Raw genomic sequence first — 15,541 nt, forward strand, 5'->3', positions numbered from 1 at the left:
TTTGTGGTTTTATTTTTTTCTATGCGCCAATTAACCCGTTTTTTTATCGTTATTTAACGCCTTTATCTTATTGACTTGCTGGTAGGCTCTGCTACCAGAAACTATTTGGGAGATGAGTATGTCAGCTATACAAGGGCTCGAAGGGGTTATCAGCCAGTTACAGGCCACGGCAATGAGTGCGCGTGCCCAGGAGCCGCTGTCGCAATCTACTATCAGTTTTGCCGGACAGCTTCATGCCGCTCTCGATCGCATAAGCGATACGCAAACCGCCGCCCGCACGCAGGCAGAAAAATTCACCCTCGGCGAGCCCGGCGTGGCGCTAAACGATGTGATGGCCGATATGCAAAAAGCGTCGGTTTCGATGCAAATGGGGATTCAGGTGCGTAATAAGCTGGTGGCAGCGTACCAGGAAGTGATGTCCATGCAGGTGTAGGTTTTGTAACCTGTTGACTATGCTTGTTTAATGACATCCGATCCCACGGCGTGGGGCATGGATGGGGCAAACTCACTCAATTTCTTATTTAAAATAGATATCTGCTCCTGATGGTTTTCTGCCATCCACAACGCTTTGCACTGGATACAATCCAGACTCTCTTCTCCCGTGCAGCCGATCTTTTGTATTCCGCGTTTGAAAGTCTGAAGGCAAAGTTCGTAAGTTAGCGATGGATTAAACAGTGAAAAGAAACGCGGCTGTCGGATTGGAGCCGCGGGACAAAGCCAAAAATTTTCCAAGAGTTGTTGAATTTCCCAGCTTTTTTGGAAGCGCATGTATCTTACTAATAACTAAAAAAGGTTTAAACCATAAAATTAATCGTATTTTCAGGTAACACTTACCGATATATCCCCACGCCATTCAGACGGTTAAAGCAGCAAGTATTTAGCGCGTAAACAGGGCGAGGGTTTGTCGCTCGCGCCAGCAGGTGTGATGTGGGGGGAAACCGCGTCACAGCCAGCTTCTGTCTGTTACTGACAGTCATCTTCAGGCACGGGAAAGTAATGACGGGGATAGCCCCGTCGTTCTCTGTTTACTTAATCTGGATGTTGACGCTGTATTTTTTAGCCTTGTTTTTACGAGCGTCATTGCGGGTTTGAAGCACTCTTAGCTCATATTTACCGGAAGCGGGAAGGATGTACTGACCATTGTCATCAAGTTCGGGAGAGTATCTGGAGAGATCAACCGAATCGCTGATTCCGGGCCCAAAGAGGACAATATCAGCACCCTCATTGGAGATACTGACGTGCACCTTCTGGCCTTTTTTGGCATAGAAGTTATATGTGTCGTAATCGTATCCCTTTATCTCTCCTGAGTACTGCGCACTACTATGACCCTTCCTGAACTCAACATTAACGTCCTTGCCAGCGGCAGAGGCCGTTGAGGTTAGCAGTGCAAAAAGAAAAATGGCTTTACTTACACCATTGATTTTCATGTGTGTTCTCCTCAGTCATGGAAAAACTATTGTTGTTATAATATAACAATTTTTGCCAGGTGTTTTCCATGAGCCTCCCGCCTGGAAGTTGCTATGGAGCGTGAGTGGTGTCAGGGAAGAGATAATCTGACAGATACCTGTACAAATAACGGATAACTGTCAGATCTGAGATGAGCTAATACATCTAAATTAAGGGTTTATTGTTCTCAACATCTTCAATATATAAGAGTGTATTATCGATAGAATAGTAACGACGTTTATTATCATTAACGTCAGTAACCCACCGGAAGACACCCGCATTCGCGAGCGTTATACAATATTCCCGAAAAGTAGACTTTCTGGAAATGTGAGTCCGGGCTGCTTTTATTACTTGCTCAGGGTTCTTAGTGGCACTGACTTTTAATAGGTTTCGGCTTCCTCTTATTAACAACACCTTGTCATCGTGTGTGACGATCCTAATGTTATCTGTAGCAAGATAGTAAATGTAATGCGCAATATGATGACGTTTTAACTCTGTGTAAAACCAGGAAAAGTTTAGCTCCGTTCTCACTTGCTCAAACATCTTTTGGAAAATAGCAACCTGATCCATCAGAGGGAATAATCTCTTGTTAGTTGTGAGAGTTTGTAGTTTGCATGATTGGTGCTATTCCTTCAATCAGATCCGATGACTTAATGCGGGTGATAAAGACGTACTAAATATAGGGTTATGATGCATGTGTCTGGTTAGGTTTTGCTATTCGTTCTTCAGTATTGCATTCGCAAAATGTTATGTTATAACATTTTGCGAATGTTGAAGCGGGAGGATAAACTGGATGATGGTTGTTAATAAATTGGCTTTTGCGCTGGGGTTACTATTGACTGGCAACTATGCACTTGCTCATGGGCATCATTCACATGGGGCACCACTGACAGAAATAGAACAAAAAGCAGCAGAGGGTATTTTTGATGATAATAACGTGAAAGATAGAAAACTTACTGACTGGGATGGTGTTTGGCAATCGGTATATCCCTTGCTTCAAAGTGGTGACCTTGATCCTGTTTTTAAAATGAAAGCAGAAAAAGATCCGGGTAAATCATTTGCGGATATTAAGTCCTACTATCAGAAAGGATATGCGACGGATATTGACACAATCGGTATCGAAAATGGTGTTATGGAGTTCCACAGAGGAGAGGAGGTGACTTCCTGTAAATATAATTATAGTGGATTTAAGATATTGACATATAAATCAGGAAAGAAAGGGGTTCGTTATCTGTTTGAGTGCCAGGAACCTGCCAGTAAAGCACCTAAGTTTGTGCAGTTTAGCGATCATATTATTGCCCCCCGGAAATCCTCTCATTTCCATATATTTATGGGCAATACGTCACAACAGCAATTACTAGAAGAGATGGACAATTGGCCAACTTATTATCCTTATCAGTTACAGACGAAAGAAATTGTGGATGAGATGCTTCATCACTAATTTATTTCAGGATTGCCATAAATCCTTGAGAATATTTGTCTGATATATCGCGTACTATAGACACTCCCGCTGCCTGAAACAGCGGGAGAACAGATTACTTTTGAATCAAATAACGAATGGTCGGCCCGTCTTGCTGGATATCCAGTACGGTATAACCGTGATTACGTGCATCCAGCGGAATATTGTTAATTGACTGCGGGCAATCGCTGACCACTTCGAGGATCTCGCCTTTCTTTAACTGCGGCATCGCCTCAAGAGTAGCGACCGCCGGATAAGGGCAGGGTTCGCCCACCATATCAAGACGGTAATCAGGAACGATATTTTTCATGCAATCTCCTTAGCAGTCTGCGGCGCCGCACGGCGGAAGAAGCGTTTCTCCCAGCCGATAACCAACATTAACGCAGCGAACAGCATCAAATATGTCACCAGCAGGCCGCCCATTGGGCCAAAGGTTTTCAGCAGGTTGATTTTGTCCCAGTCGGTTGCCAGCGCCGGGGCGAAATCATCCCAGTAATAAGCCAGAATCGTCGAGCCGATAATGTTGCCCAGTCCAACCCACCAGTAGTGCACCTGGCCTTCCACCGCGCGGTACATCCAGCCAGTTTCACAACCGCCCGCCAGAACAATACCAAAACCAAACAGTAACCCACCAATGACAGCATTCGGACCCGCCCACATGATTTTCGGTTCTACGCCTAACTGTACATAACTGAAAATACCTATGGCACTCACCGCCATACCGATAATGATCGCTTTCGCCATATGGGTTCGTCCGGTGATCCACATATCGCGGAACGCCGAGGTAAAGCAGATTTGCGCGCGTTCAATCAGTAAGCCAAAGCCGACGCCAAATAGCATAGCCAACCCCAGCTTCGGTTGGTTCATTGCTGTCAGCAGCGCCCAGCCCAGCATACCGAAAAATACCAGCATACCGAGGCGGAAGCGACGCCGTGCCTGATCCGGTTTTTGTGTTAGCGGTGATGCGGCAGAGACTTTCTGCATTTTTACCGGGATGCGGAACATCGGCAGTAGGGTAAAGCGCGCACCAAACCATGAGCCGATGGCGGTGGCGATGGCAAAGAACCAGGCGTGCAGCGAGAATTGCGGAATACCGGTGAAGAACGCCGCCAGGTTACAGCCCATCGCCAGACGCGCGCCGAAACCGGCGATAATGCCGCCAATAATGGCCTGCATAATGCGGATACGGCTGCGCGGCATACGTAATTTAACGTTGTTGGCCCACAGAGCAGCGGCAAAACAGCCGCCAAACATACCCAGAATCATCATCCCGTCGATGCGGGTTAATGGCGATCCTTCCAGATGGATTATTTTAAAATAACCCCACTCTTCAGCATGGACGCCAAACAGTTGCAGGAGCTGACCGCCCCAGCGGGTAAATTCACCCGTAACTGCCCAAAAGGTGCCGGTGATGCCAAAATAATAAGTGGAGAGAATACCCGCCGCGATGACTGCGGGGATGGGGGCCCAGAATTTAATCAACCAGGCTTGCTTGAATTGCTGCCATGACATGTATGTAGCCTCTGAACTCAGAAGGTTTAAACAAGAGTCGCGAATCATACACCAGGAGAATTTATTTGCGTGGCAATAATTCACAAAAATAATGGTTAGATCAAATTTCACCTTGGGCCTGGAAAGGCTGGCAGCATCAAGGCATTAATGCCACAATCCTCTTTTCTTCTCATGCAGGATGAATGATGAAAAAACTCGCAATTGCAGGCGCACTTATGCTGCTGGCTGGCTGTGCCGAAGTTGAAAATTATAACAATGTTGTGAAAACGCCCGCGCCAGACTGGCTGGCGGGGTACTGGCAGACCAAAGGACCGCAACGTGCTCTGGTCAGCCCTGAAGCGATAGGTAGCCTGATTGTTACTAAAGAGGGTGATACGCTGGATTGTCGTCAGTGGCAGCGGGTGATTGCTTTACCGGGTAAGTTGACGCTGATATCGGATGATCTCACTAACGTTACTGTCAAACGTGAGCTATATGAAATTGAACGTGACGGTAACACTATCGAATATGACGGCATGACGATGGAACGCGTGAATCGTCCGACGGCTGAATGTGCTGCCGTACTGGAAAAAGCGCCGTTGCCGACGCCACTGCCGTAATGAAATCCCCCTGGCACTGGGGGATTTTCATGTCAAAAAAAGTGCCCGATGCGCAAGCTTATCGGGCCTGGAACGGTAACGCCCCCGCAATAACGATGAGTGTATTTTCAGCGATCGGTTTTAAATCACCTCTTCGATAACCCACACACTGACGCTACCGCCGTTGCAAAAGAAGGTCGCTTCGCCATTTTCATCGGTTACTACGCTCTCTTGTCGATTACCCAGAAAGTCGCGCCAGGTTTTATTGCCGTAATTCTCTCCCAGATTAATGGTTTTTTCGCCATCGTCGCCGTTTGACATGACCACCACGCAGCCAGGATATTCGTCAGTACCGCTGCGACTAAACGCAATACAGTTCGGATGGTCGAAAAATAACGTCTGTACACCGTGGGCGAAACGCTGACGGGCGAGAATCAACTCATCAAGCTGTTCGATTATTGGCATATCTATGGGATAAGTTTGCCCGTCACCGCCGACATCTTCGTAATGGGCACCGTACAAATCAGGGTAGAACACGGAAGGGACGCCATTTTCTCGCAGCAAAATAAGGGCATAAGCCAGCGGTTTAAACCACGGTTCAACTGGCGCTTCAAGGGCTTGTAATGGTTGGGTGTCGTGATTGGCGACCAGCGTAACAGCATGGAAAGGATCGGCTTCCACCAGCGTACCGGTGAAAATCTGCGTCATGTCGTAGTCGCGCCCCATGCGTGATGCTTCGTGGAATTTCATCTGCAGCGGCGCATCAAACAGCATGGTTTTGCCTTCGACTTGATCAATATACGTTTGCAGCTTATCAACTTCGCGCGACCAGTATTCCGCCACAATAAATAGCGGCTTTGGTGCGACTTCCTGCACGTGGTCGATCCACTCTTTATAAAACCAGGCCGGAATATGTTTTACTGCGTCGAGACGAAAACCATCACATTGCGTTTGCTCCATCACCCAGCGCGCCCAGTATTTGAGCTCTTCCGTAACGGCATGGTTGCGAAAGTCGATATTTTCGCCCATCAGATAGTCAAAATTACCAAGCTCATCATCAACCTGGTCGTTCCAGCCTTCGCCGGTGTAGTCGTTGACGATTTTAAAGATACCGTCTTCGTTTGGGTTTTCGATATGGTCGATACCGCTAAAACATTTGAAATCCCAGATAAACTGCGAGTATTGCCCGCCACGAGCGGGAAAGGTGTAACGCGTCCAGCCTTCGCACTCAATGATTTCATCATCAATTTGCGTGCGATCGTCAGCATTGACGCGCTGTACGCGAATGGCTTCTTTTTCATCTGCGCCCATTTTGTGGTTGACGACCACGTCCAGCAGTACCGCAATGTCATTGCGTTTGAGTGCATCAATGGCGGCCAGCAGTTGTGCTTTATCGCCATATTTGGTGGGGATGCTGCCTTTTTGATCAAACTCGCCTAAATCAAATAAATCGTAGGAGTCGTAGCCGACCGAATACCCGCCCGATGCGCCTTTATAGGCTGGTGGCAGCCAGATCATATTGATACCAATATCATTAAAACCGTCGGCGCGCTCGGCCAGTTCAGGCCAGAGCTTGCCGCCTTCCGGGTAATACCAGTGAAAACATTGCAACAGCGTGGGATTACGCATTCTTCGACTCCACTCAAGGGGAACATTAGAAGCGTAGCCGTAATCGGATTATTCGCGAGCCATCATCTTTTTAAGCGTTGCCTGAACTCAAAAGAGGTTTTCCTGCGGTGCCAGCACGTAGCCCCCCTGATCACCGTAGGCGCTTAACACAGATTTTTGCATTGATGACTGACCGACCAGTTTCGCCAGTTCATCCATCCGAATCTGCAATAACTGTTTTACTTTGTTTTCGTTTTCCAGAACGAGGCGCAGCAGCGGTCTGAGTTGCTCCTGTATCATGGCAGAGGGTTCCGTTTCTTCCGTTAGGTGTGCGATCTTTTGCACCGCATTGACATATTCCATTTCGCTGGCGATGAGTTCATCCCATCGTCCTTCTGTCGCCAGGCGTAACATGAGTTGGCTTTTTTCGACGAGTTGTTGCCAGGCAAAATACAAGTGCGGTGCGTGGTTCATCAGACAGGATCCTGAATCAAAGAAGGGGAGAGTAAAGACTCTTTCCAGGCATCGGCAAGGTTACGCATCAACGTTTCCACTTCTTCAACTGCGGAGACATCGTTGCGTAAATTGGCTTGCAGCAAACGCCTGATCATATAGCTATACAGGGCTATCAAATTCTGGGTTAATTCGTCCTGGCTTTCTTCGTCAAGACCGATCCTCAGCCCGTTATCAATAATGCTGATCGCTTTTGACAAAGAGACGCCTTTTCCTTCCTGATTGTTGTCCTGCATAAACAGGCGCGCTCTTACCAGTGCACTCAACACGCCGTCAAACAGCATGGTGACCAATTGTTGTTGGCTGGCGCTCATTACGGCGCTTTCGACGCCAATTTGGGCATAGGCCTGGGTGCCTTTTGCGCTGTACATAGTCTCTCCTGAAGATTATTTCGAGCTGCTATTTGAGGTATCGAACTGCTGTGTCAGATAGCTACTGGTGGAGTTCAGCGAGTTCATTAACACATCTAATTGGGTAAACTGGGCTTTATAGCGCGCCATTAAGGTATCGATACGTTCACTGGCTGCGTTGTACTGATCAGTCAAATTGTTCAGCGTTTTGCTGACGCCATCTTTTGCTGCCTGGATTATCCCGGTGGAGGAGAGCCAACTGGTCAGATTGCTGCTAATGCCGGTGGTTACCCCTGTACTTTTACCGTCACCAATAAACATTTCACCGACGCCAGCGGCATCTTTTTTTAGCGCCGTTTGCAGTTTGTCGGTCGCGATTTCCAGCTTGCCGGTACTGGCATCGCTGGTAATGCCAATCTGTGCCAGCGTTTTATAGTTTGAACTGCTGTGGGTATTGGCGAGCAAGGTTTTAAGCTGAGTCTGGATGGTACGCAGTGTGGAGTCGCCGAGTAATGCGCCATTGCTGGAGTCCTGACTTTCTGCGCCGGCATCGACGGCGGTGTATTTGGTTAAGCTGCTGAACGTATCCTGCAATGTGTTATAGGCATCCACCCACGCTTTAACCGCATTTTCAGCTTTGGATGTGTCTTTACTGATGGTCAGTGTCTGATTACCGGTAGTGACGTCATTCAGGTTGAGGGTGATATCTTCCAGTGCGTCGCTGATAGTGTTACTGCTGTTTTCAATCTCAACGTTATTGACCGTCAGTTTGGCGTTTTGCGCGGTGACGCTTTCAATCATGCCATTGCTGCTATCACCTGAAGTTCCGTTGTAACCCATAAAACTTTCCAGGGCGCTGTCGCCGCTGACGCTAAGTTTCATCGCGTTATCGCTGCCCGTATCGTTAGCGGTGATGGACAGACGATACTCGCCGTTACCCACATTGATGATACTGGCGCTGACGCCAGCTTTGGCGTTGTTAATGGCATCGCGAATACCGGAAAGTGACGAGTTAGCCGCGCTGATATCAATCGTGACCGGATCTTTACCACCGCCTTGCTGGATGGTCAGTACGCTATCGCTGGTGGCGATGGCGGCTTTACTGTCTTTTTGACTATTTTTGGTGGTCAGCGTCTGAGCCTGCGCCAGTTGGCTGACGCTAATGGTGTATTTCCCGGCAATCGCGCTACCCGTGGTAGTGGCGCTGAAAGCCGATGAACTGCTGGTGGTTGAGGTGGCGGTAAATAAATCGGCTTTATTCAGTGCTGTGTTGGCTGTCTGGAAACTCTCCAGTGCGCTTTTCAGCGTCCCGTAGGCGCTCAGTTTCGCGGTGTAAGAGCTTTGCTGTTTTGATATCGGCGTCAGGGTAGATTTTTCTGCCGCCTCCAGACTGTCGAGGATGCTGCTTAAGTCCAGCCCCGACCCAACCCCAAGCGTTGAAATACTAGCCATATTGATTCCTTAATCATGCGACATGTAGAACGAATACCTGGGTTATCGGCGTAAGCGGGGCAAAGTTTACGATTTATTTTTTGGCTTAATGACACGAACAGCAACGAGGAAGGGGAGTATTTCGACCGCTAGAAAAAAATTCTAAAGGTTGTGAGAGACCAGACGATAACAGGGTTGACGGCGACGAAGCCGAAGGGTGGAAGCCCGATACTTAAACCGTAGAGCTAAAAAACAGGAATAAAAATTATGGCACAAGTCATTAACACCAACAGCCTCTCGCTGATCACTCAGAACAACATCAACAAAAATCAGTCTGCGCTGTCGACTTCTATCGAGCGCCTCTCTTCTGGTCTGCGTATTAACAGCGCGAAAGATGACGCCGCAGGTCAGGCGATTGCTAACCGCTTCACTTCTAACATTAAAGGTCTGACTCAGGCCGCGCGTAACGCCAACGATGGTATTTCTCTGGCGCAGACCGCAGAAGGCGCACTGTCTGAAATCAACAACAACCTGCAACGTGTGCGTGAGTTGACTGTTCAGGCGACGACCGGCACTAACTCTGATTCTGACCTGTCTTCTATTCAGGACGAAATCAAATCCCGTCTGGATGAGATTGACCGCGTTTCCGGTCAGACCCAGTTCAACGGCGTGAACGTGCTGGCGAAAAACGGTTCTCTGAATATTCAGGTTGGTGCGAATGATGGGCAGACCATCTCTATCGACTTGCAGAAAATTGATTCTTCTGCCCTTGGTTTAAGTGGTTTTAGCGTTGCCGGCGGGGCGCTGAAATTAAGCGATACAGTGACACAGGTTGGTGATGGTTCAGCCGCGCCAGTTAAAGTGGATCTGGATGCAGCAGCAACAGATATTGGTACTGCTTTGGGGCAAAAGATTAGCGCCAGTTCTTTAACGTTGCACAATATCTTAGACAAAGATGGTGCGGCAACTAAGAACTATGTTGTGAGCTATGGTAGTGATAATTACGCTGCTTCAGTTGCAACTGATGGAAGCATAACTCTTAATAAAGCGGATATTACTTATTCTGGCGGTGATATTACCGGTGCTACCAAAAATGATACTTTGATTAAAGTTGCTGCTAATTCTGACGGAGAGGCCGTTGGTTTCGCAACCGTTCAGGGTAAGAATTATGAAATTACAAATGGTGCGAATAATCAGGCTGTACCTGCAAATATTGCTCAGACCATTAATCTGGATTCGGCTACTGAATTTGCGGGGGCTTCCACTTCTGATCCACTGGCACTTTTAGACAAAGCCATTGCACAGGTTGATACTTTCCGCTCCTCCCTCGGTGCCGTTCAAAACCGTCTGGATTCTGCGGTCACTAACCTGAACAACACCACCACCAACCTGTCTGAAGCGCAGTCCCGTATTCAGGACGCCGACTATGCGACCGAAGTGTCTAACATGTCGAAAGCGCAGATCATCCAGCAGGCGGGTAACTCTGTGCTGTCTAAAGCTAACCAGGTGCCACAGCAAGTTCTGTCTCTGCTGCAGGGTTAATCGTCGTAATATAATGACAGTAAACGCCAAATTGCCTGATGCGCTGCGCTTATCTGCCTACAAGGTGAATCGCAATTAATAAATTTGCATATTCGCGTAGGCCGAATAAGGCGTTCACACCGCATCCGGCAAGATGAGGCGGACCTTGTCAGCTATCTTAACCCCGCTCCGGCGGGGTTATTCTGCTCGTTATTTACCGATTACCCCAAATAACCCCTTATTTCACCCATTAATCGTCCGATTAAAAAACCTGCAGAAACGGATAATTATGCCGATTATTTATATAACGCAGGGCTGTTTATCGTGAAATCACTCTATACCGCTGAAGGTGTAATGGATAAACATTCGCTGTGGCAGCGTTATATCCCGCTGGTGCGTCACGAAGCATTGCGCCTGCAGGTTCGACTGCCCGCGAGTGTAGAACTTGACGATCTGCTACAGGCAGGCGGCATTGGATTACTTAATGCTGTTGAACGTTATGATGCCCTGCAAGGAACGGCATTTACAACTTACGCAGTGCAGCGTATCCGTGGTGCTATGCTGGATGAACTTCGCAGCCGTGACTGGGTGCCGCGCAGCGTGCGACGCAATGCACGTGAAGTGGCACAGGCAATAGGGCAACTGGAGCAGGAACTTGGCCGCAATGCCACAGAAACTGAAGTGGCAGAACGTTTAGGGATTGAAATAGCCGACTATCGACAAATGTTGCTTGATACGAATAACAGCCAACTTTTCTCCTATGATGAGTGGCGCGAAGAGCACGGTGATAGCATTGAACTGGTTACTGACGATCATCAGCGGGATAACCCATTACAGCAATTACTGGACGGTAATTTGCGTCAGCGGGTGATGGAAGCCATCGAAATGTTACCGGAGCGCGAACAGTTGGTATTAACGCTCTATTACCAGGAAGAGCTTAATCTCAAAGAGATTGGCGCAGTGCTGGAAGTCGGTGAATCTCGGGTCAGTCAGTTACATAGCCAGGCTATTAAACGGTTACGCACCAAACTGGGTAAGTTATAACTTAGGTAAATGCCGCACATTAATTTTGAATACCAGGAGTTCTTAATAATGGTGCAGCACCAGAAAAGGCGGCCATTGAGTCGCTATCTTAAAGACTTTAAACACAGCCAGACTCATTGCGCATATTGCCGTAAATTACTCGATCGCATTACTCTCGTTCGCGACGGCAAGATAGTGAATAAAATCGCGATATCTCGCCTTGATACACTGCTTGATGAAAATGGCTGGTTTGAGGAACAAAAATCATGGGCGGCATTATGCCGTTTCTGCGGCGATTTACATTGCAAAACCCAGAGTGATTTTTTTGATATTATCGGCTTTAAACAGTTTCTCTTTGACCATACTGAAATGAGCCCCGGCACCGTGCGCGAATATGTGGTACGCCTACGTCGTTTGGGGAATTATTTAAGCGAACACGATATTTCCTCCGACCTGCTGCAGGATGGTTTTCTTGATGAAAACCTGGCTCCCTGGCTGCCCACCACCAGCACCAATAATTATCGCATCGCATTACGTAAGTACCAGTGCTACCAGATGCAAACCCGTGGTGACCTTACGCAGAAATCCCCCAGCCTGTCAGCTTCTGATATATATTAAATAAGAATAAGATGTAGCAGAGTTGTTTTTGTGTCTTCGAACAATGGCTCTACACTGCAAACCAACATAACAACATTCGGGGTGAATATGAAATTAGTACATCTGGGACGTCAGGCGCTGATGGGGGTTATGGCTGTGGCGCTGGTTGCGGGTATGAGCGTGAAAAGTTTTGCCGATGAAGGTCTGCTCAATAAAGTGAAAGAGCGGGGTACTTTGCTGGTGGGACTGGAAGGGACTTACCCGCCGTTTAGCTTTCAGGGCGATGACGGTAAATTGACCGGTTTTGAAGTGGAATTTGCGCAACAACTGGCAAAACATCTGGGCGTGGAAGCCGCATTAAAACCGACAAAGTGGGACGGTATGCTGGCGTCGCTGGATTCTAAGCGCATCGATGTGGTGATTAATCAGGTCACCATCTCTGATGAACGTAAGAAAAAATACGATTTCTCTACCCCGTATACCATTTCCGGTATTCAGGCGCTGGTGAAAAAAGGCAATGAAGGCACCATTAAAACCGCCGACGATTTGAAAGGTAAAAAAGTTGGCGTTGGTCTGGGGACTAACTATGAAGAGTGGCTGCGGCAGAATGTCCAGGGCGTTGATGTGCGTACCTACGATGATGATCCGACCAAATATCAGGATCTGCGTGTAGGTCGTATTGATGCCATCCTGGTTGATCGTCTGGCTGCGCTGGATTTTGTGAAAAAAACCAATGATACGCTGGCAGTAACCGGCGAAGCCTTCTCCCGCCAGGAGTCAGGTGTGGCGCTGCGTAAAGGTAACGAAGACCTGCTGAAAGCGGTTAACGATGCCATTGCAGAAATGCAAAAAGACGGCACCCTACAAGCCCTTTCCGAAAAATGGTTTGGTGCTGATGTGACCAAATAACCTGCATAATGACAAAAAAGGGCGCTTTAATTAGCGCCTTTTTTATTTAAGCGTTTTCTGCGTGCATAATAACAATATCACAACAACACACACCGGAGGCTTTTATGCCACTGCATAATTTAACTCGTTTCCCACGGCTGGAGTTTATCGGCGCACCAACGCCGCTCGAATATCTGCCGCGTCTTTCTGATTATCTTGGGCGGGAAATTTTCATTAAACGGGATGACGTCACACCAATGGCGATGGGTGGCAATAAATTACGCAAACTGGAGTTTCTCGCGGCAGACGCCCTGCGTGAAGGTGCCGACACTCTGATTACCGCCGGAGCGATTCAGTCTAACCACGTGCGCCAGACTGCCGCCGTCGCCGCAAAACTTGGGCTGCACTGTGTGGCGCTGCTGGAAAATCCTATCGGAACAGCCGCAGAAAACTATTTAACCAACGGCAATCGCTTGTTGTTGGATCTCTTCAATACCCAGATTGAAATGTGCGATGCGCTGACCGATCCCAATGCCCAACTGGAAGAGCTGGCAACGCGAGTCGAAGCGCAAGGGTTCCGTCCGTATGTCATTCCGGTTGGAGGTTCTAATGCTTTAGGCGCGCTGGGCTATGTGGAGAGCGCGCTGGAAATCGCGCAACAGTGTGAAGGGGCGGTTAATATTTCTTCGGTGGTGGTGGCGTCGGGCAGCGCCGGAACTCACGCTGGACTGGCAGTAGGACTGGAACATCTAATGCCAGAAAGCGAACTGATTGGCGTGACCGTGTCACGTTCCGTTGCTGACCAGTTGCCAAAAGTGGTTAACCTACAACAGGCAATCGCGAAAGAACTGGAGCTGAGCGCATCAGCGGAAATTTTACTCTGGGATGATTATTTTGCGCCTGGCTACGGCGTGCCGAACGACGAAGGCATGGAAGCGGTGAAACTGTTGGCGCGGCTGGAAGGCATTCTGCTTGATCCTGTGTATACCGGAAAAGCGATGGCGGGGCTGATTGATGGCATCAGTAAGAAACGCTTCAAAGACGAAGGGCCGATTCTGTTTATTCATACTGGCGGCGCGCCTGCGCTGTTCGCCTATCATCCTCACGTCTAGCCCCGGAAACGCTCATGCAAGAAAGTATACAACTGGTTATTGATTCTTTGCCGTTCCTGCTTAAAGGGGCTGGGTATACGCTGCAACTCAGTATCGGCGGCATGTTTTTTGGCTTACTGCTGGGATTTATTCTCGCGCTGATGCGCCTGTCGCCGCTCTGGCCCGTGCGCTGGCTGGCGCGTTTTTACATTTCCATTTTTCGCGGTACGCCACTCATCGCGCAACTGTTTATGATCTACTACGGCCTACCGCAGTTTGGCATTGAATTAGATCCGATTCCGTCGGCGATGATTGGTCTGTCACTGAACACCGCTGCCTATGCTGCCGAAACGCTGCGAGCCGCCATTTCATCTATTGATAAAGGCCAGTGGGAAGCAGCCGCCAGTATTGGCATGACGCCGTGGCAAACTATGCGTCGCGCAATTTTGCCGCAGGCGGCTCGGGTGGCACTGCCGCCACTGTCGAACAGCTTTATCAGCCTGGTAAAAGATACCTCGCTGGCAGCGACGATTCAGGTGCCGGAGCTGTTTCGTCAGGCGCAGTTGATTACCTCGCGCACGCTGGAAGTTTTCACCATGTATCTGGCGGCTTCGCTCATCTACTGGATTATGGCGACAGTGTTATCGACGCTACAGAACCATTTTGAGAATCAACTAAACCGCCAGGAGAGAGAGCCAAAATGAGTGCCATAGAAGTTAAAAACCTGGTGAAAAAATTCCACGGTCAGACGGTACTGCACGGTATCGATCTGGAGGTCAAAACCGGCGAAGTGGTGGCGATTATCGGCCCAAGTGGCTCCGGCAAAACCACGTTGCTACGCAGCATAAATTTGCTGGAACAACCGGAGGCGGGGAGCATCACCGTTGGCGATATCACTATTGATACTGCGCGTTCGTTAAGCCAGCAAAAATCGTTGATTCGCCAGTTGCGCCAGCATGTCGGATTTGTCTTTCAGAATTTTAATCTGTTTCCGCATCGCACAGTGCTGGAAAACATTATTGAAGGGCCGGTGATCGTTAAAGGCGAGCCGAAGGAGGAGGCCACGGCGCGCGCTCGCGAGCTGCTGGCAAAAGTTGGACTGGAAGGGAGAGAGACCAGCTATCCGCGTCGTTTGTCCGGCGGTCAACAGCAACGTGTGGCGATTGCGCGTGCGCTGGCGATGCGACCTGAAGTCATTCTGTTTGACGAACCTACTTCGGCGCTGGACCCGGAGCTGGTGGGGGAAGTCCTGAATACCATACGCCAGTTGGCACAGGAAAAGCGCACCATGGTGATTGTGACGCACGAAATGAGCTTTGCCCGTGACGTTGCTGACCGCGCGATCTTTATGGATCAAGGGCGGATAGTAGAGCAGGGTCCTGCAAAAACCTTATTTGCCGATCCTCAGCATCCCCGCACACGCCAGTTCCTTGAGAAGTTTCTGTTGCAATAAAATAAGAAAAAATCAGCCCCGGCCGCTTTTTAGTCGGGGCGAAAACGTATTCCTGACCGCATAAATCGCTT

18 protein-coding genes are annotated in these 15,541 nt (G+C 48.8%); 10 read left to right on the plus strand and 8 right to left on the minus strand.

The features are described 5' to 3' along the window. Positions 1-118 precede the first annotated feature (118 nt). On the plus strand, positions 119-433 hold the full coding sequence (fliE, locus tag HEM79_RS07710) for a flagellar hook-basal body complex protein FliE (RefSeq protein ID WP_021550937.1): 315 nt from the start codon (positions 119-121) through the stop codon (positions 431-433). 592 nt (positions 434-1,025) lie between these two features. Here the strand turns inward: fliE and pliG are convergent. Beyond that, positions 1,026-1,427 carry a g-type lysoyme inhibitor PliG gene (pliG, locus tag HEM79_RS07715; RefSeq protein ID WP_000700155.1) on the minus strand — a complete coding sequence of 134 codons (402 nt, stop codon included), beginning with the start codon at positions 1,425-1,427 and terminating at the stop codon, positions 1,026-1,028. A 184-nt stretch (positions 1,428-1,611) separates the two neighbouring features. After that, positions 1,612-2,016 (minus strand): DUF1398 family protein, encoded by a 405-nt coding sequence (locus HEM79_RS07720; RefSeq protein ID WP_000373062.1) that lies wholly within the window; start codon positions 2,014-2,016, stop codon positions 1,612-1,614. A 223-nt stretch (positions 2,017-2,239) separates the two neighbouring features. On the opposite strand from HEM79_RS07720, the gene zinT reads away from it, so the two are divergent. Beyond that, positions 2,240-2,887, plus strand: a complete 648-nt coding sequence (gene zinT / locus HEM79_RS07725) for a metal-binding protein ZinT (RefSeq protein WP_176240944.1) — start codon at positions 2,240-2,242, stop codon at positions 2,885-2,887. A 94-nt stretch (positions 2,888-2,981) separates the two neighbouring features. Here zinT and yedF read toward each other — a convergent pair whose 3' ends face one another. Then, on the minus strand, positions 2,982-3,215 hold the full coding sequence (gene yedF, locus HEM79_RS07730) for a sulfurtransferase-like selenium metabolism protein YedF (protein ID WP_000790504.1): 234 nt from the start codon (positions 3,213-3,215) through the stop codon (positions 2,982-2,984). Next, positions 3,212-4,417, minus strand: a complete 1,206-nt coding sequence (gene yedE, locus HEM79_RS07735; RefSeq protein ID WP_176240945.1) for a selenium metabolism membrane protein YedE/FdhT — start codon at positions 4,415-4,417, stop codon at positions 3,212-3,214. The genes yedF and yedE overlap by 4 nt, the downstream gene beginning before the upstream one ends. Positions 4,418-4,602: 185 nt before the next feature. Between yedE and yedD the strand changes: the two genes are divergently transcribed. Continuing rightward, complete coding sequence (gene yedD / locus HEM79_RS07740; protein ID WP_176240946.1) at positions 4,603-5,016, plus strand: lipoprotein YedD; 414 nt, start codon at positions 4,603-4,605, stop codon at positions 5,014-5,016. A 120-nt stretch (positions 5,017-5,136) separates the two neighbouring features. Here yedD and amyA read toward each other — a convergent pair whose 3' ends face one another. From amyA to fliD, 4 genes are all read right to left on the minus strand, one after another. After that, complete coding sequence (gene amyA / locus HEM79_RS07745) at positions 5,137-6,624, minus strand: alpha-amylase (protein WP_176240947.1); 1,488 nt, start codon at positions 6,622-6,624, stop codon at positions 5,137-5,139. An 87-nt stretch (positions 6,625-6,711) separates the two neighbouring features. Continuing rightward, positions 6,712-7,077, minus strand: a complete 366-nt coding sequence (gene fliT, locus HEM79_RS07750) for a flagella biosynthesis regulatory protein FliT (protein ID WP_001015043.1) — start codon at positions 7,075-7,077, stop codon at positions 6,712-6,714. Further along, complete coding sequence (gene fliS / locus HEM79_RS07755; protein ID WP_000286600.1) at positions 7,077-7,487, minus strand: flagellar export chaperone FliS; 411 nt, start codon at positions 7,485-7,487, stop codon at positions 7,077-7,079. Before fliS ends, fliT begins: the two co-directional genes overlap by 1 nt. Before the next feature lie 15 nt (positions 7,488-7,502). Continuing rightward, positions 7,503-8,918, minus strand: coding sequence for a flagellar filament capping protein FliD (fliD, locus tag HEM79_RS07760; protein WP_000146827.1), 1,416 nt, complete (start codon positions 8,916-8,918; stop codon positions 7,503-7,505). Between the two features lie 246 nt (positions 8,919-9,164). Between fliD and HEM79_RS07765 the strand changes: the two genes are divergently transcribed. From HEM79_RS07765 to tcyN, 7 genes are all read left to right on the plus strand, one after another. Continuing rightward, complete coding sequence (locus HEM79_RS07765) at positions 9,165-10,439, plus strand: FliC/FljB family flagellin (protein WP_176240948.1); 1,275 nt, start codon at positions 9,165-9,167, stop codon at positions 10,437-10,439. A 303-nt stretch (positions 10,440-10,742) separates the two neighbouring features. Then, the gene (fliA, locus tag HEM79_RS07770) at positions 10,743-11,462 is read left to right on the plus strand and encodes an RNA polymerase sigma factor FliA (RefSeq protein WP_000839543.1); all 720 of its coding nucleotides are present in this window, start codon (positions 10,743-10,745) and stop codon (positions 11,460-11,462) included. A gap of 45 nt (positions 11,463-11,507) precedes the next feature. Next, a complete protein-coding gene (fliZ, locus tag HEM79_RS07775; protein WP_024165180.1) occupies positions 11,508-12,059 on the plus strand; it encodes a flagella biosynthesis regulatory protein FliZ in 552 nt (183 codons plus the stop codon). An 87-nt stretch (positions 12,060-12,146) separates the two neighbouring features. Then, positions 12,147-12,947 carry a cystine ABC transporter substrate-binding protein gene (tcyJ, locus tag HEM79_RS07780; RefSeq protein WP_176240949.1) on the plus strand — a complete coding sequence of 267 codons (801 nt, stop codon included), beginning with the start codon at positions 12,147-12,149 and terminating at the stop codon, positions 12,945-12,947. Positions 12,948-13,051: 104 nt separating this feature from the next. Beyond that, entirely contained in the window at positions 13,052-14,038 is a 987-nt protein-coding gene (dcyD, locus tag HEM79_RS07785) for a D-cysteine desulfhydrase (protein WP_176240950.1), read from the plus strand. 14 nt (positions 14,039-14,052) lie between these two features. Continuing rightward, entirely contained in the window at positions 14,053-14,721 is a 669-nt protein-coding gene (tcyL, locus tag HEM79_RS07790; RefSeq protein ID WP_001158229.1) for a cystine ABC transporter permease, read from the plus strand. Beyond that, the gene (tcyN, locus tag HEM79_RS07795; RefSeq protein WP_176240951.1) at positions 14,718-15,470 is read left to right on the plus strand and encodes an L-cystine ABC transporter ATP-binding protein TcyN; all 753 of its coding nucleotides are present in this window, start codon (positions 14,718-14,720) and stop codon (positions 15,468-15,470) included. Before tcyL ends, tcyN begins: the two co-directional genes overlap by 4 nt. The last annotated feature ends 71 nt before the right edge of the window (positions 15,471-15,541 follow it).

Source organism: Escherichia sp. 93.0816 (genome assembly GCF_013368855.2).
Taxonomy (GTDB): Bacteria; Pseudomonadota; Gammaproteobacteria; order Enterobacterales; family Enterobacteriaceae; genus Escherichia; species Escherichia ruysiae.